This window comes from Streptomyces sp. P9-A2 (assembly GCF_036634175.1).
Taxonomy (GTDB): domain Bacteria; phylum Actinomycetota; class Actinomycetes; order Streptomycetales; family Streptomycetaceae; genus Streptomyces; species Streptomyces pratens.
Window position 1 is genome coordinate 1,223,196 of the sequence record NZ_JAZIFX010000001.1, and the last position, 15,632, is coordinate 1,238,827.

Genomic DNA, 15,632 nt, shown 5'->3' on the forward strand with positions numbered 1-15,632 from the left:
CCCACGTTCGTGCGGCGTGTCCGGTCGCCGGTCCATCAGTCGGACGAGCGGCGCCGGGGCGGAAGAGCCGCGGGTGCCAGGGTCCTGGCGAGGCGGTCCGGTCTCCCGGTCCGGTGGCCCCGGCCTCCGGCGGCCGGTCCCGGCCGTCAGGCCCGGCCGTCAGGCCCGGCCGTCATCCGGGCGCTGCCGCGCGGGTGCGTAGGCCCCGAGGAAGTCGGCACCGCTCTCCCCCGCCGTGACCTGCGCAGGGGCGTGTGGTGCGGGCGGGCGGGCCGGCCTGGCTGGGCCGCGGCGCGTACTGGCCCAGGTAGTCGGCTCCGCTGCCCTGCCCGTACTGGGCCGCCGCGTGGACCGGCCGGCCCGCGTCGGTGGCGCGCCGGTATGCGGCCCTGCGCTTGATCTTGACGGCGCAGGACCCGACGAAGGCGAGAACGATCAGGGCCAGCACCGTGATCTGCACCCAGCCGGGCAGAAAGCCCATCAACGCGTTTAAGATCTGAGACCTCACGGATGCCAGTGGTGTGCCTGCGGACATGAACACGTGCCCCTCCCCGGTTCCGCCCCCTGCGGAACCGGACGGGATCCTATCGGGCCGCGAGCGCCCGCTCCCCTGCTTTTCGCATGGCGTCCAGCGGGGCCGGTGAGCAGCCCGTCATCTGCTCGACCTGGAGCACCGCCTGGTGCACCAGCAGGTCGAGGCCGCCGACCACCGCGCCGCCGTACGCCGACCAGCGGGCCGCGAGAACGGTCGGCCAGGGGTCGTAGAGCACGTCGAAGAGAGCCGCGGGACGTTCCGGGACGGCTCGGGCGAGGCCGTCGGTGACGCCCGCCGGGGTCGTGGTGACCACCAGCGGGGCGTGCAGGGCCTGCTCGGCGTCGGCCCAGTCGGCGATGCGCACCGTCACGTCCAGGCGTTCGGCCCACTGCCGCATCTCGGCGCCGCGCGCGGCGCCGCGCACATAGACGACGACCTCGCCGGCGCAGATCCGGGACAGCGCGGCGAGCGCGGACGACGCGGTGGCTCCGGCGCCGAGGATCGCGGCGGTGTCCACCTTGTCGATGCCGTGCTCGCGCAGAGCGGCGACCATGCCGGGGATGTCGGTGTTGTCGCCGGTCCGCCGGCCGTCCTCGGCGAGAACGACGGTGTTGACCGCGTCGACCGCGGCGGCGGTGTCGCTGATCCCGTCCAGCAACGGGATCACGGCCCGCTTCAGCGGCATGGTCAGCGACAGCCCGGCCCAGTCGTCCCCGAGCGTCTCGAAGAAACCCGGCAGGGCCTGCTCGTCGACGTCGAAGCGGTCGTACGTCCAGCCCTCCAGCCCCAGCTCCGCGTAGGCGGTGCGGTGCAGCACCGGGGAGAGGGAGTGGGCGATCGGGGAGCCGAGGACGGCCGCGCGGCGGGGTGCGACCATCAGTTGCCCCTCGATGCATTCCACTTGTCGACCAGCTTCTGGTGCTCGGCGTTGGTCTTGGTGAACTCACTCGTCTTTCCGTCGAGCGAGATGAAGTAGTACCAGCCCTCGCCCGTCGGACTGAGCGCGCCCTTGATGGCGTCCTCGCCCGGGTTGCTGATCGGTCCGGGCGGCAGGCCCTTGTAGAAGTACGTGTTGTAGGGGTTGTCATAGTTCCTGAGCTCGCGGAGGCTCAGGTCGAGCTTGCTCTGGTTCTTGACGTAGTTGTAGGTGGAGTCGAACTCCAGCATGCCGTTGGTCTCGGTGTTGCCCGGCTTGAGCCGGTTGTAGATGACCTCGGACATCTTGCGGAAGTCGCTGTGGCTGGTGCCCTCGGCCTGGACGAGGCTCGCCACGGTGACCAGCTGCCACGGGTCCTCGAGCCCGAGACTCTCGGCCTTCTTCTCGACACCGAGTTTCTCGTAGGTCGCGGTGGCCTGCTCGACCATGCTCTTCAGCACGTCCTCGGGCGTCTGTCCCTCGGACACGCCGTAACTGGAGGGGAACAGGAACCCTTCCAACGGGTCCTTGACGTCCTCGCCGTTCACCGCCCAGTCGGGCAGGCCGAGCTTCTCCCAGTCCGCCTTGGCAACCTTCGCGGTGGTCCCGTCCTCGACCTCGAGGCGTTGGTCGATGAGCTTGTAGATCTCGGCGTTGCGCCTGCCCTCGGGGATGACCAGGTTGTTGCGGCTCTTCGGGCTGAGCATCAGCTCGACCGCGCTCTCGGCCGACATCTCCAGCTGAAGCGTGTAAACGCCGTCCTGGAGTGTCTTGCCCTGCGGGTTGCTCGCCTGGGCCGCGACGAAGGCGTCGACGCTCTTGACGACTCCTTCCTTCTTGAGCACCTGACCGATGGCGGACCCGGTCGAGCCCTTGGGGATCGTGACGGTGACCTGTTCACCATTCCCGTCGCCCGCGAAGTCCGGGGCGCTGGCGAAACGATCCTTGACGAACTGCCAGCCGACATAGCTCACACCGGCCACACCGCCGCCGAGGACCACCACCACCACGAGGCAGGCGACCCCGCTGCGTCGCTTCTTGTCCTTGGTGCCCTTGGCGCTCTTGGTGCCCTTGCCTCCCTTGGCGCTCCTGCCACGGCGCTCGCCGCGACCGCCGGGCTTGTCACCCTCGTCGCCCTCGTCATCGTCGTCGTCCGAGAAGAAGGCGTGTTCACCCTGGTCGGGGCCCGGGTCCCAGTCGGTCCGCGGCTCCGGTTCCGCGTCCTGCTCCGGCTGCCGTTCGGGCTCGGCGCCGCGCCGGGCGGGCGGCTCGGGCGGCGGGTAGGCGTCGGGGGTCGCGTAGGGGTCGGGCTGCTGGGCGCCGTACGCCCCGCCCTGCTGCCCGTACGGGTCCGTGGGATCGGCCGCCGCGTACGGGTCCTGCGGGTGGGCGTGAGCGCCGGTCTGCCAGCCGCCCGTGTCGTACTGCTGCTGGTCCGGGTTCTGCTGGTCCGGGTACTGCGCCTGCTGGGGGGCGTACTGCTGACCGTAGTGCTGCTCGCCGTACTGCTGCTGGTCGTACTGCTGGTGACCCTGCTGCTGATGGCCCTGCTGGTCGTGCGGCGCGTACTGCTGCTGCTGTCCGTACCCGCCCTGCTGCTCGGCGGTGCCCCAGTCGCCGTATTGCTGCTGGGGCTGCTGCGACTGCTGCGGGTAGAGCTGCGCCTGGCCGTCGTAGGGGGGCTGCTGGGGCTGCTGACCCTGCTGGGTCTGCTGCCCGGCCCATCCGCCGTCCCCGTACAACGGGTCGTCCGGATGCCACGGTTCGGAGCCTTGGCCCCGGCCATACTCAGTCATCGATCCCCTAGAGCCGCGAGGCGGCGGTCACGCGGCTGTGGGGGTGGCCGGCGTCCGTTGCGCCTCTCTTTCGCGGCGGCTGTTCGAACGCCACCGCATCGCGCGGAACGTTACCGTACCGCGATCACCTCGCCACTTCGACGCCCTCACCGGGTGCATTGCCTGACACCCGTTCGGATTCAAGGGCCTGCTGGAGGATGATCACGGCGGCGGCCTGGTCGATGACGGAGCGTCCCTTCTTCGACTTCACGCCCGAGGCACGCAGCCCCTGGCTCGCCGTCACCGTCGTCATCCGTTCGTCGATGAGACGCACGGGCACCGGGGCGATCCCGCGGGCCAGTTCCTGCGCGAAGGCCCGGACCTTGACCGCGGCGGGGCCCTCGCCCCCCTTGAGGGAGCGAGGGAGGCCGACGACGACCTCGATCGGCTCGTACTCCTCCACGAGCCCGCGAAGGCGCCGGTGAGCCGCCGGGACGTCCCGGCCGGGGACGGTCTCGACCGGGGTGGCGAGGATCCCGTCGGGGTCGCACGAGGCGACCCCGATCCGGGCGTCCCCGACGTCGATCGCGAGCCGGCGGCCGCGGCGCATGGTCCGGCCGCCCGAGGGATCGTTCACCGGTCCGCTCACTTGGCCGTGTCCGCCACGAGCCGCTCGACGGCGTCCACGGCGTCGCCGATGGCGGCCGGGTTCTGGCCGCCGCCCTGGGCGACGTCCGGCTTGCCGCCACCGCCGCCGCCGAGGGTCTTGGCGGCGGCGCGGACCAGGTCACCGGCCTTGAGACCGCGCTCACGGGCGGCCTCGTTGGTGGCGATGACCGTGAGGGGCTTGCCGTTGACGGTGGTGAACAGGGCGACCACGGCGGCCCGGCCGCCCTGGATCCGGCCGCGCACGTCGAGCACCAGCTTGCGCAGGTCGTCGGCGGTGGTGCCGTCCGGGACCTGGCCGGTCACCAGGGCGACGCCGTGGACGTCCTTGGCGGACTCGGCGAGGCCTCCGGCGGCCTGGAGCACCTTCTCGGCACGGAACTTCTCGATCTCCTTCTCGGCGTCCTTGAGCTTGCCGAGCATGGCGGAGACCTTCTCCGGGAGCTCCTCCGGGCGGCCCTTGATCAGCTCCTGGAGCTGGGCGACGACCGTGTGCTCGCGGGCGAGGAAGTTGTAGGCGTCCACGCCGACCAGGGCTTCGATACGGCGCACACCGGAGCCGATGGAGGACTCGCCGAGCAGCTTCACCAGGCCCAGCTGGGCGGTGTTGTGCACGTGGGTGCCGCCGCACAGCTCCTTGGAGAAGTCGCCGATGGTCACCACGCGCACGCGCTCGCCGTACTTCTCGCCGAACTCGGCGATGGCGCCCTGCTTCTTGGCCTCGTCGATGCCCATGACGTCGGCGCGCACGTCCAGGTCGCGGGCGAGCACCTCGTTGATCTTCTGCTCGACGTCGGTCATCACGGCCGTAGGAACGGCGGACGGCGAGCCGAAGTCGAAGCGGAAGCGGCCGGGCTGGTTCTCGGAACCGGCCTGGGCGGCCGTCGGACCGAGGGCGTCGCGCAGGGCCTGGTGGGTGAGGTGGGTGGCCGAGTGGGCGCGGGCGATGGCCGTGCGGCGGCGCTCGTCGATGGAGGCGTGGGCCTTGGCGCCGAGGGTGACCTCGCCGACCTGGACGACGCCCTTGTGCACGTAGACGCCCGGGACCGGCTTCTGGCAGTCGCGGATCTCGATGACGGCACCGGAGTCGGACCTGATCCGCCCGGTGTCGCCGATCTGGCCGCCGCCCTCGGCGTAGAAGGGGGTGCGGTCGAGGACGATCTCCACCTCGTCGCCCTCGGTGGCGGCCGGGGAGGAGACACCGTCGACCAGGATGCCCACGACGGTGGACTCGCCCTCGGTGGCGCTGTAGCCGGTGAAGTCGGTGGCACCGGCCCGGTCCGCGATCTCGCGGTAGGCGCCGAGGTCGGCGTGGCCGGTCTTCTTGGCCCGGGCGTCGGCCTTGGCCCGCTCCCGCTGCTCCTTCATCAGGCGGCGGAAGCCGTCCTCGTCCACGGAGAGGCCCTGCTCGGCGGCCATCTCCAGGGTGAGGTCGATCGGGAAGCCCCAGGTGTCGTGCAGCAGGAAGGCCCGGTCGCCGGACAGGACCGTGCCACCGGACTGCTTGGTCTCGGTGACGGCGGTGTCGAGGATGTTGGTGCCGGCCTTCAGTGTCTTGAGGAAGGCGTTCTCCTCGGCGACGGCGACCTTCTCGATCCGCTCGCGGTCGGTGACGAGCTCGGGGTACTGCTGTCCCATCATTTCGATGACGACGTCGACCAGGTCCTTGACGACCGGGCCGGTGGCGCCGAGCAGGCGCATGTTGCGGATGGCGCGGCGCATGATGCGGCGCAGCACGTAGCCGCGGCCCTCGTTGCCGGGGGTGACGCCGTCGCCGATGAGCATGACCGAGGTGCGCATGTGGTCGGTGACCACGCGCAGCGAGACGTCCGAGTCCTGGGCGTCGCCGTAGCGGACCCCGGTCAGGTCGGTGGCCTTGTCGATGACGGCCATGGAGGTGTCGATCTCGTACAGGTTCTGCACGCCCTGCAGAATCATGGCGAGCCGCTCCAGGCCGAGGCCCGTGTCGATGTTCTGGCTCGGCAGGTCCCCGAGGATCTCGAAGTTGTCCTTGCCGATGCCCTCGCCCCGCTCGTACTGCATGAAGACGAGGTTCCAGATCTCCACGTACCGCTCGTCGTTGACGGCGGGGCCGCCCTCGGCGCCGAATTCGGGGCCGCGGTCGTAGTTGATCTCGGAGCAGGGGCCGCAGGGGCCGGGGACGCCCATGGACCAGTAGTTGTCCTTCATGCCCAGGCGCTGGATGCGCTCCTCGGGCACGCCGACGACGTCGCGCCAGATGCGCTCGGCCTCGTCGTCGTCCTTGTAGACGGTGATCCACAGGCGCTCGGGGTCCAGGCCGTAGCCGCCGTCGTCCTGGGAGCTGGTGAGCAGCTCCCAGGCGAGTTTGATGGCGCCTTCCTTGAAGTAGTCGCCGAAGGAGAAGTTGCCGCACATCTGGAAGAACGTGCCGTGCCGGGTGGTCTTGCCGACCTCTTCGATGTCCGGCGTGCGGACGCACTTCTGGACGCTGGTGGCGCGCGCGAAGGGCGGCTTGACCTCGCCCAGGAAGTAGGGCTTGAAGGGCACCATGCCGGCCGGGACGAGGAGCAGAGTCGGGTCGTCCGCGATGAGCGACGCCGAAGGGACGACGGTGTGCCCGCGCTCCTCGAAGAAGCTCAGCCAGCGGCGGCGGATCTCAGCCGACTCCATCAGTGGTCCTCATTCCGGTTGTACGGGTTCGTCGGGTACGCCGAGCCCTCGGCGTACCGCGGGTTGTTCTTCGGGTTGTTGCGGTTCTCGATGGCGGCGTACCGGCGGGACGCCGGGAGTTCCCGGCCGACGGGGGCGTCGAGACCGAGGGCGTCGCCCAGTTCGGCCTCGCGGCGGGCCATGTTGTCGCGGACGTCGAGTGCGAAGTCCACCGCCCGGTCCTTGATGCGGCCGCCGGCCTCGATCGCCTTGTTCGCCGCGGTCGCGGCGAGGCTCTCGGGCGTCAGCTGCCTCAGTTTCCGGTTGACCTTGGTGGTGGCCCACACACCTGCGGCGACGCCGGTGGTGAACCAGAACGTACGGCGGAACATCGCTGGGTCAGTCCTTCTTTCCCCGGGTGCGCCTCGCCCGCCGCGTGCCCGGGACCGTACGGCCCACGATCACGGTGCGGCCCGGCGCCTTCGCGGGCTCGGTCCTGGCGGAGTCCGTCCTGGCGGGCGCGTCCTCCCTGCGGCCGCTGACGGCCCGGCGCACGCCGTAGCCGAACGCGGCGACCTTGACCAGCGGGCCGCCGAAGGTGGAGGCGACGGTGGTCGACAGGGCGGAGGCGTTGGAGGTGACCTCCTGGACGTCGGAGGCGATCGCGTCGACCCGCTCGATCTGGGTCTGCGCGGTGCGCACCGCGGTGGAGGCGTCGGCCAGCAGCGGGACGGCCTGGTCGGTCACGTCCGCCACGAGCTTGGTGGTCGCCCGGAGCGTCTGGGCCAGCCTCGCCAGTGCGACGGCGAGGAAGGAGACCAGGATCGCCCAGAACACGGCCACCAGGATTCCGGCCACCTCTCCACCGGACACTGTGCGCACCTGCTCCCTGAGAAACGTGCCTGAACATCGAGAAAATCGTGCACCGAGCCTATCGCGCCACCGGCGGGACTCCGTACCGGATTACCGCCCGCCGCGGGCGGAGTCGAGGGGAAGGCGGCCGAGGCGGCGGTGCTCCAGGGTGCGGCGGAGCGGATGTGGCCGTCGGTGGGGCTGTGGCTGTTCGGTTCGGCCCACTACAACACGCCGCACGAGCTGTGCGAGGCGCGGGCCCGGGAGCAACTGGGCGACGAACGGTACGAGGAGAGCGTGCGGCTGGGGCGCGGCTCGGCCGGGACGCGGCGGTCCGCCGGGCGGTGCGCGGGGCCGGCGCCGCGGTGGGCGATCCGTCGCCGGACGGGAGCGTGCGGCAGACGGCGGTCGGGGCGCCCACGCAGCAGCCCGCCGCCTCGCCCACCCGTAAGGGCGGGGAGACGGCGGGCTGAGTCACCGCGTGCCTGCTGGGGTCAGCGGGCGTAGTACTCGACGACGAGCTGCTCGTCGCAGATCACCGGGATCTCCTTGCGGTTCGGCTCACGGTCCAGGCGGAACGCCAGGGACTTGAGGTTCACCTGGAGGTAGCGCGGGGTCTCGCCGTCGGGGGCGAAGCCACCCTCGCGGGCGATCGTGAACAGCGTCTTGTCCTTGCTGCGCTCACGGACCTGCACGACGTCGTCCGGGCGGACACGGAAGGAGGGCTTGTCGACCTTCTTGCCGTTGACCTGGATGTGGCCGTGGGTGACCATCTGGCGGGCCTGGTAGATCGTGCGGGCGATGCCCGAACGCAGGACCAGGGCGTCGAGGCGGCGCTCGAGCTCGATGACGAGGGCGTCACCGGTCTTGATCGTCGTCTTGGCGGCGCGCTCGTACGCGCGGACGAGCTGGCGCTCGCTGACGTCGTACTGGGCACGCAGACGCTGCTTCTCCAACAGACGGACCTTGTAGTCCGAGTTCTGCTTGCGGCCGCGGCCGTGCTCGCCCGGCGGGTAGGGGCGGGCCTCGAAGTACTTGACGGCCTTCGGGGTCAGCGCGATACCGAGGGCACGCGACTTCTTGACCTTGGGGCGGGGCTGATTCGCCACTGTTCTTGTCTCTTTTCCAAAGTTTCCGGCTCACCAGGGTTAAGGGAGGTCGCATCCGCAGTCGGGGAAACCCCGCGGGTCCGCGCGGGACCTGCCGGGCAGCCGCTCCCCTGGCCTGGGCACATACGTGCAGCACGCGAGTGGCCCACCGGCCGGTCCCGGGAATCCGGGTGGTGGTGGGCTGCCCGCGACACCGTTCGACGGTGCGCGACGCTCCTGGATTCCCTGCCCCGGGGGGCGGGTCTCCGGCTGGATGTCCCGCTCTGGTGGTGCCGGTTTCCCTTGCGGGGCCGGACGCGGGACGCAGCTTCGGCAGATTCTACAGGGTGCTCACGGCTACTTCCGACCGAGGTGCTTCCTGGTCCACCCCACCGCGTCGGCGTACCGCGCCTCGGCACCGTGCCGGGTGGGTTCGTAGTACGCGCGGTCCTTGAGGGCGTCGGGGGCGTACTGCTGCCGGGCGATGCCCTCGGGCAGGTCGTGCGGGTACACGTACCCCTGGGCGTGGCCCAGTTTGGCCGCGCCCTTGTAGTGCCCGTCGCGCAGATGGGCCGGCACGGGCCCGGCCAGTCCCTTGCGGACGTCGTCGAGAGCGGCGCCGATCGCGGTGGTGGCCGCGTTGGACTTGGGGGCCAGGGCGAGGGCGATGGTGGCGTGGCTGAGGGTGAGGGCGGCCTCGGGAAAGCCGATCATGGCGACGGCCTGGGCGGCCGCGACCGCGATGGGCAGCACGTTCGGATCGGCGAGGCCGATGTCCTCGCTGGCGGAGATCATCAGACGGCGGGCGATGAAGCGCGGGTCCTCGCCGGCCTCGATCATCCGGGCGAGGTAGTGCAGGGCGGCGTCCACGTCGGATCCACGGATGGACTTGATCAGGGCGCTGGCGACGTCGTAGTGCTGGTCGCCGGAGCGGTCGTACTTCACGGCGGCCCGGTCGACCGTCTCCTCCAGGGTGGCCAGGGAGATCTCCGTCTCGCCCTTGTCCAGAGCGGCCCCCGCGGCGGCCTCCAGGGCGGTCAGGGCGCGGCGGGCGTCCCCGCCGGCGATGCGCACCAGGTGGTCGCCGGTGTCCTCGGGGAGGGTGAGGGCGTCCTTCAGGCCCCGCTCGTCGCCGAGCGCACGGTGGAGCAGATCCCGGATGTCGCCGTCGGTGAGGGGTTCGAGGGTGAGCAGGAGCGAGCGGGACAGCAGCGGGGAGATGACCGAGAAGTAGGGGTTCTCGGTGGTCGCGGCGATCAGCGTGACCCAGCGGTTCTCGACCGCGGGGAGCAGGGAGTCCTGCTGGGCCTTGCTGAAGCGGTGGATCTCGTCGAGGAAGAGAACGGTCTCCTTGCCGTACCCGCCGGAGGCGCGGCGGGCGCCGTCGATGACCGCGCGGACCTCCTTGACGCCCGCGGTGATCGCCGACAGTTCGACGAAGCGCCGGTCGGTGGCCTTGGACACGACGTGGGCCAGGGTCGTCTTGCCGGTGCCGGGCGGTCCCCACAGGAACACCGAGGACGGGCCCGCGGGGCCGGAGGCGCCCTCGCCGACCAGCCGGCGCAGGGGTGAGCCGGGCTTCAGCAGATGTTGCTGGCCCACCACCTCGTCGAGGGTGCGCGGGCGCATCCGGACGGCGAGAGGGCTGCCGGTCGGGTCCTTCTCCTGGCGGTCTTCGGCTGCGGCGGTGAACAGGTCTGGCTCCACACCGAAACCCTAAAGGACCGCACCGACAACGTGGTCGGTGCGGTCCTTGTGACTCCGGGGCGGTACGACCTCGAGGTCAGCTGGTCCAGAGTTCCCACCAGCGGGTCAGGATCAGCATGCCGATGATGCCGATGTGCAGGACGGGCATGACCCAGGTGAACTCGCCGAAGAAGCTCTTGAGCCGGCCGGGGCCGGGCAGGAAGCCCTTGCGGACGTTGAACGACGTGACGTACCAGAACATGATGATCGTGGCGACCCAGGCCAGACAGCACCACAGGCACAGGGCGTTGATCCGGTACAGGGACTGGAACATCAGCCAGGCGCAGAAGACGGTGCCGAAGAGGGTGCCCGCGTTGAGGGTGAGCCAGTACCAGCGCGGGAAGCGGGCCCCGGCGAGCAGACTCATGCCCACGCAGATGACGATGCCGTAGGTGACGAGGCCCAGCATCGGGTTGGGGAAGCCGAAGACGCTCGCCTGGTCGCTCTCCATGATGCTGCCGCAGGCGACCACCGGGTTGATGCTGCAGCCGGGGACGTAGGTCTCGCCCCTGGCCTTGGCCTCGAGCAGCTTGAACTTGTCCAGCGTGATGACCCATGCGGCGAGTACACCGGCGGCGCCGGTGATGACCAGCAGCAGGGCGAACGCACGGCCGGCGCCCTCGCGCGGTGGCCCGGCGGGGGGCCCCGGCACGGGGTCGGGCTCGGTGGAAACGTCCTTCACTGTCGTCTTGCTCATCACGCCGATTCCGTCACTGGAGAGTGTGGGCCTGCTTCGGGCAGGGCCATTGTGCCGCACGTGACTGTGGATCCACCGTCCGCCGGCCACAAGAGCGTATGAACAGGCCCCGCGGGCGTACGGTTTCGGCCGCAGTATGTGCCCCGGCCGTACATACACTCCAGCCTAAGTCCCCGATCGAGGGAATCGACGCCCGCGCTGTTGACTCGACGGGGCGCATCGACGCCGAAGGCGCCGGGCCCGCTGGGGCACACCGGCGCCTTCATGCGCGTGAGGGAAGGGCGGGGGTCAGCCGAGCCGGGCCTCCAGCTCGGCCACGATCTCGTGGACGCCCACCGCGGTCTGCTCGCCGGACTCCATGTCCTTGAGCTGGACGACGCCCTCGGCGAGGTCGCGCTCGCCGAGCACCAGGGCGTAGCGCGCGCCCGAGCGGTTGGCCGCCTTCATCGCCGCCTTCAGGCCCTTGCCGCCGTAGGCGAAGTCGGCGGCGACGCCGTTCTTGCGCAGTTCGGTGACCTTGGCGAACAGCACCCGTCGGGCCTCCTCGCCGAGCGGGACGGCGAACACGCTGGTGGTGGCCGGGAGCTCGAGTTCGACACCCTCCGCCTCCAGGGCCAGCACGGTGCGGTCGACGCCGAGCGCCCAGCCGACGGACGGCAGCACGGGGCCGCCGATCATCTCCGAGAGACCGTCGTAGCGGCCGCCGCCGCCCACCGCCGACTGGGAGCCCAGACCGTCGTGGACGAACTCGAAGGTGGTGCGCGTGTAGTAGTCCAGTCCTCGCACCAGCCTGGGGTCGTCCTCGAAGGCGACGCCCGCGGCCGTGACCAGCTCACGGACCTCCTCGTGGTACGCCTTGCAGGCGTCGCACAGGTAGTCGCGCAGCAGGGGGGCGCCGGTCAGCTGCTTCTGCACCGCTTCGCGCTTGTCGTCCAGGACGCGCAGCGGGTTGATGTCCGCGCGGCGCAGGGTGTCCTCGTCCAGGTCCAGTCCGCGCAGGAAGTCCTGGAGCGCGGTCCGGTAGACGGGGCGGCATTCCTTGTCGCCCAGGGAGTTCAGCAGGATGCGGAATTCGCTGAGCCCCAGGGAGCGGTACGCCTGGTCGGCCAGGATGATCAGCTCGGCGTCGAGCGCCGGGTCCTCGGCACCGATCGCCTCGGCGCCGACCTGGGAGAAGTGACGGTAGCGGCCCTTCTGGGGGCGCTCGTAGCGGTAGTACGAGCCGGAGTACCAGAGCTTGACCGGGAGGTTGCCCGCCTTGTGCAGGTTGGCCTCCAGGGCCGCGCGCAGCACGGAGGCCGTGCCCTCGGGCCGCAGGGCGAGGCGGTCGCCGCCCTTGGTCTCGAAGGCGTACATCTCCTTGGTGACGATGTCGGTGGACTCACCGACACCGCGCGCGAACAGTTCGACGTTCTCGAAACCGGGTGTCTCGATGTAGCCGTAGCCGGAGCCGCGCAGCGGGGCGGCGATGGCCTCGCGGACGGCGAGGTACGTGGCGCTGTCCGGCGGGATCAGGTCGTAGGTGCCCTTGGGGGCCTTGAAGGTGCTCACGGAAACTCTTGTCACATTCCTCGTCGGGGAGCGTCGGCGGCGCCGCGCCCTGGGCCGTCCGCCGCCACCTGCCGCAGATACGGGTTGGTGGCGCGCTCCTGGCCGATGGTCGTCCGGGGGCCGTGTCCGGCCAGCACCACGGTCGAGTCGTCGAGCGGCAGGCACACGCGGGCCAGCGAGTCGAGCAGTTCGGCCGTGTCACCACCGGGCAGGTCGGTGCGTCCGATGGAGCCGGCGAACAGCAGGTCGCCCGAGAAGAACACCGGCGGGATGTCCGCCGCCTCGGGCAGGCCGAAGGTCACCGACCCCTTGGTATGGCCCGGCGCGTGCGCGACCGTCAGCCGCAGCCCGGCCAGGTCGAGCTTCGCCCCGTCGGCCAGTTCCCTGACGTCGGCCGGCTCCCCGACGGTCAGCTCGCCCATCAGCGGCATGCCGATGGTGCGGCCGATGCCCTTCTCGGGGTCGCTCATCATGTACCGGTCGTCGGGGTGGATCCAGGCCGGTACGTCGTGCGCCCCGCACACGGGGACGACGGAGGCCACGTGGTCGATGTGTCCGTGGGTGAGGACGACGGCGACGGGCTTCAGCCGGTGCTTGCGGACCGCCTCCTCGACTCCGGGGGCGGCCTGGTGGCCGGGATCGATGATCACGCACTCCTCACCGGCGGCGGGGGCGACGAGATAACAGTTCGTCCCCCAGGCCCCGGCGGGGAACCCGGCAATGAGCACGTTCGTCCTTCGTTGTGTCGGTACGGGAGGCTTGCCACGGGGCTTCGCCCGTGGCCAGAGCCTACCGGCGCTGCCGTTTCCTCAGCCAACCCATATACGGTACGGGGCACACGCAGTCAGTCGGTCCGCCGCCCGCACGCGTATTCGGTCGGCACACGAGAGGCATGAGGAGTAACCCGGTGGTCAGCCAGGAGCAGCGGCGGCGTCAGCTCGCCCGGGAGAAGTTCTTGCGGCAGCAGCAGCGGCGTACCGAGGCGCGCCGCAAGGGGCGGATCCGTAACTCGGTGATCGCGTCCGTCCTCGGTGTGGTGCTGGTCGGCAGCCTCGGGCTGTACACGGCCGGGGCGTTCGAGCAGGACGAGGACACGTCCAACGCGAACGCGGAGGTCACGCCCAGCGCTGAGGCGCCGAGCAAGGCGCCCGACCCGTGCGAGAAGCCCGCGGGGGGCAAGGTCGCGACGAAGACCTGGAAGAAGGAGCCGGCGCTCTCCATCGACAAGTCGGCGAAGTACACGATGACGCTCGAGACGACCTGCGGCGCGATCGACATGGCGCTGAAGGCGTCGGCGGCCCCGCACACCGTCAACTCGTTCGAGTTCCTGGCCGGTGAGGGCTACTTCGACCACAGCACGTGCCACCGGATCACCACCAACGGCATCTACGTGCTGCAGTGCGGTGACCCGACGGGCGCCGGCACCGGCGGCCCCGGCTACACGATTCCGGACGAGAACCTGAAGGACGAGAGCCTCAAGGACAGCACCTACCCGGCGGGCACCGTCGCCATGGCGAACACCGGGCAGAAGGACAGCGGCGGCAGCCAGTTCTTCCTGGTGTACGAGGACAGCCCGCTCCCGCCGAGCTACACCCCGTTCGGCACCCTCTCGGAGGCCGGCCTGAAGGTCCTGAAGAAGATCGCCGGAGCCGGTGACACCACCGGAGCGGGTGACGGGCCCCCCAACGCGACGGTCGTCATCAACAAGGCGACGGTCACCAAATCCTGACCGCCCAGCTGCGGAACTTCGGTCGCGCGGGATGCGGACAGGCATCCCGTCGGTCGCCTATGTTGGCCGTGACGAAAACTGTGGACGATGCCCGGGGGCAGCAGAGCCCTCCGCAGGCATCATGTGGAGGAGGCGCTGTGAGCAGCGACCCGTGGGGCCGCGTCGACGAGACGGGGACCGTGTACGTGCGTACGGCCGACGGAGAGCAGGTCGTCGGTTCCTGGCAGGCGGGCTCCCCCGAGGAGGCTCTGGCCTACTTCGAGCGCAAGTACGAGGGCCTGGTTGTCGAGATCGGCCTCCTCGAGAAGCGAGTGAAGACCACCGATCTGTCCTCGAAGGACGCCATGACGGCGGTCGGGCACCTTCGGGAACAGGTCGACGCCCATCACGCGGTCGGTGACCTGGCCGCCCTGCGGGTGCGGCTGGACAAGCTCGTGGAGCTGGTGGACGCCCGGCGCGAGGAGCGCAGGGCACAGCGGGCGAAGCAGTCCGACGAGGCGCGCCACGCCAAGGAGGCGCTGGTCACCGAGGCGGAGGAGCTGGCGGGCTCGGACCAGTGGCGGGCGGCCGGTGAGCGGCTGCGGGCGCTGGTGGACACCTGGAAAGGTCTGCCGCGGCTGGACCGCAAGTCCGACGACGAGCTGTGGCACCGCTTCTCGCACGCGCGGTCGGCGTTCTCCAAGCGGCGCAAGCAGCACTTCGCGCACCTGGACGCGCAGCGCGAGGAGGCCCGCAAGACCAAGGAACGTCTGGTCGCCGAGGCCGAGGGGCTGTCGAAATCGACGGACTGGGGTGTGACGGCGGCGCGCTACCGGGACCTGATGTCGGAGTGGAAGGCCGCGGGCCGTGCCCAGCGCGAGCACGAGGAGGACCTGTGGAACCGCTTCCGCGGCGCCCAGGACGTCTTCTTCGCCGCCCGCGGCTCGGTCTTCGCCGAGCGTGACGCGGAGCAGACGGAGAACCTCAAGCTCAAGGAGGAGCTGGCCGGGGAGGCCGAGAAGCTCCTGCCGGTCACGGACCTGAAGGCCGCCCGTGCCGCGTTCCGCGCGCTCAACGAACGGTGGGAGGCCATCGGTCATGTACCGCGGGACGCCCGGCCGAAGGTCGAGGGCCGGATGCACACCGTGGAGCGGGCCCTGCAGGAGTCCGAGGAGACCGAGTGGCGCCGGACCAACCCGGAGGCACGCGCGCGTGCCGAGGGTCTGACCGGCCAGCTCCAGGCGGCCGTGGACAAGCTGAAGGGCCAGATCGAGCAGGCACGGGCGCAGGGCAACAACTCCAGGGCCCAGAAGCTCGAGCGGGAACTGGAGGGCCGTCAGGCGCTCCTGGACCAGGCCCTGAAGGGGCTGCAGGAGTTCGGCGGCTGACGCCGAGGACCAGCACGGCAGAGGGGCTCCCGTACCGCGTGTACGGGAGCCCCTCTGCCGTGCTGGTCGTGCGCCGTAA

Annotated in this window: 14 protein-coding genes and 1 pseudogene; 3 read left to right on the top strand and 12 right to left on the bottom strand. The window is 70.6% G+C overall.

Features of this window, described 5'->3' with window-relative positions:
• Positions 1–172: 172 nt before the first annotated feature.
• The 7 genes from V4Y04_RS05460 to V4Y04_RS05490 form a co-directional block, all read right to left on the bottom strand.
• Entirely contained in the window at positions 173–508 is a 336-nt protein-coding gene (locus V4Y04_RS05460) for a hypothetical protein (RefSeq protein ID WP_332426161.1), read from the bottom strand.
• Between the two features lie 76 nt (positions 509–584).
• Positions 585–1,412 carry a shikimate dehydrogenase gene (locus V4Y04_RS05465; protein ID WP_332426162.1) on the bottom strand — a complete coding sequence of 276 codons (828 nt, stop codon included), beginning with the start codon at positions 1,410–1,412 and terminating at the stop codon, positions 585–587.
• Complete coding sequence (gene mltG / locus V4Y04_RS05470) at positions 1,412–3,247, bottom strand: endolytic transglycosylase MltG (RefSeq protein ID WP_332426163.1); 1,836 nt, start codon at positions 3,245–3,247, stop codon at positions 1,412–1,414. Before mltG ends, V4Y04_RS05465 begins: the two co-directional genes overlap by 1 nt.
• Positions 3,248–3,371: 124 nt before the next feature.
• Positions 3,372–3,836, bottom strand: a complete 465-nt coding sequence (ruvX, locus tag V4Y04_RS05475) for a Holliday junction resolvase RuvX (RefSeq protein WP_332432717.1) — start codon at positions 3,834–3,836, stop codon at positions 3,372–3,374.
• A gap of 35 nt (positions 3,837–3,871) precedes the next feature.
• On the bottom strand, positions 3,872–6,544 hold the full coding sequence (gene alaS, locus V4Y04_RS05480) for an alanine--tRNA ligase (RefSeq protein ID WP_332426164.1): 2,673 nt from the start codon (positions 6,542–6,544) through the stop codon (positions 3,872–3,874).
• Entirely contained in the window at positions 6,544–6,915 is a 372-nt protein-coding gene (locus V4Y04_RS05485) for a hypothetical protein (RefSeq protein ID WP_332426165.1), read from the bottom strand. The genes alaS and V4Y04_RS05485 overlap by 1 nt, the downstream gene beginning before the upstream one ends.
• Positions 6,916–6,922: 7 nt before the next feature.
• Positions 6,923–7,405, bottom strand: a complete 483-nt coding sequence (locus V4Y04_RS05490) for a DUF948 domain-containing protein (RefSeq protein WP_332426166.1) — start codon at positions 7,403–7,405, stop codon at positions 6,923–6,925.
• 105 nt (positions 7,406–7,510) lie between these two features.
• Between V4Y04_RS05490 and V4Y04_RS05495 the strand changes: the two are divergent.
• A pseudogene (locus tag V4Y04_RS05495) lies at positions 7,511–7,848 on the top strand (regulator); the annotation flags it as partial.
• 21 nt (positions 7,849–7,869) lie between these two features.
• On the opposite strand, the gene rpsD reads toward V4Y04_RS05495, so the two are convergent.
• From rpsD to V4Y04_RS05520, 5 genes are all read right to left on the bottom strand, one after another.
• On the bottom strand, positions 7,870–8,484 hold the full coding sequence (rpsD, locus tag V4Y04_RS05500; protein ID WP_055573891.1) for a 30S ribosomal protein S4: 615 nt from the start codon (positions 8,482–8,484) through the stop codon (positions 7,870–7,872).
• 336 nt (positions 8,485–8,820) lie between these two features.
• On the bottom strand, positions 8,821–10,170 hold the full coding sequence (locus V4Y04_RS05505; protein WP_332426167.1) for a replication-associated recombination protein A: 1,350 nt from the start codon (positions 10,168–10,170) through the stop codon (positions 8,821–8,823).
• A 76-nt stretch (positions 10,171–10,246) separates the two neighbouring features.
• Complete coding sequence (locus V4Y04_RS05510; protein ID WP_332426168.1) at positions 10,247–10,906, bottom strand: vitamin K epoxide reductase family protein; 660 nt, start codon at positions 10,904–10,906, stop codon at positions 10,247–10,249.
• 288 nt (positions 10,907–11,194) lie between these two features.
• Positions 11,195–12,457: a histidine--tRNA ligase gene (gene hisS / locus V4Y04_RS05515; RefSeq protein ID WP_332426169.1), complete on the bottom strand. Its 1,263-nt coding sequence runs from the start codon at positions 12,455–12,457 to the stop codon at positions 11,195–11,197.
• An 11-nt stretch (positions 12,458–12,468) separates the two neighbouring features.
• Positions 12,469–13,185, bottom strand: a complete 717-nt coding sequence (locus V4Y04_RS05520) for an MBL fold metallo-hydrolase (protein WP_332426170.1) — start codon at positions 13,183–13,185, stop codon at positions 12,469–12,471.
• A 179-nt stretch (positions 13,186–13,364) separates the two neighbouring features.
• Here V4Y04_RS05520 and V4Y04_RS05525 point away from each other — a divergent pair, with 179 nt between their 5' ends.
• Together V4Y04_RS05525 and V4Y04_RS05530 are read left to right on the top strand one after the other, a co-directional pair.
• The gene (locus V4Y04_RS05525; RefSeq protein ID WP_332426171.1) at positions 13,365–14,186 is read left to right on the top strand and encodes a peptidylprolyl isomerase; all 822 of its coding nucleotides are present in this window, start codon (positions 13,365–13,367) and stop codon (positions 14,184–14,186) included.
• A 137-nt stretch (positions 14,187–14,323) separates the two neighbouring features.
• Entirely contained in the window at positions 14,324–15,553 is a 1,230-nt protein-coding gene (locus V4Y04_RS05530; RefSeq protein WP_332426172.1) for a DUF349 domain-containing protein, read from the top strand.
• Positions 15,554–15,632: the final 79 nt, after the last annotated feature.

Excerpts from the sequence above, each read along its gene's own strand:
- V4Y04_RS05465 (WP_332426162.1), bottom strand. The coding sequence starts at position 1,412 with ATGGTCGCACCCCGCCGCGCGGCCGTCCTCGGCTCCCCGATCGCCCAC.
- mltG (WP_332426163.1), bottom strand. The coding sequence starts at position 3,247 with ATGACTGAGTATGGCCGGGGCCAAGGCTCCGAACCGTGGCATCCGGAC.
- ruvX (WP_332432717.1), bottom strand. The coding sequence starts at position 3,836 with ATGCGCCGCGGCCGCCGGCTCGCGATCGACGTCGGGGACGCCCGGATC.
- alaS (WP_332426164.1), bottom strand. The coding sequence starts at position 6,544 with ATGGAGTCGGCTGAGATCCGCCGCCGCTGGCTGAGCTTCTTCGAGGAG.
- V4Y04_RS05485 (WP_332426165.1), bottom strand. The coding sequence starts at position 6,915 with ATGTTCCGCCGTACGTTCTGGTTCACCACCGGCGTCGCCGCAGGTGTG.
- V4Y04_RS05510 (WP_332426168.1), bottom strand. The coding sequence starts at position 10,906 with ATGAGCAAGACGACAGTGAAGGACGTTTCCACCGAGCCCGACCCCGTG.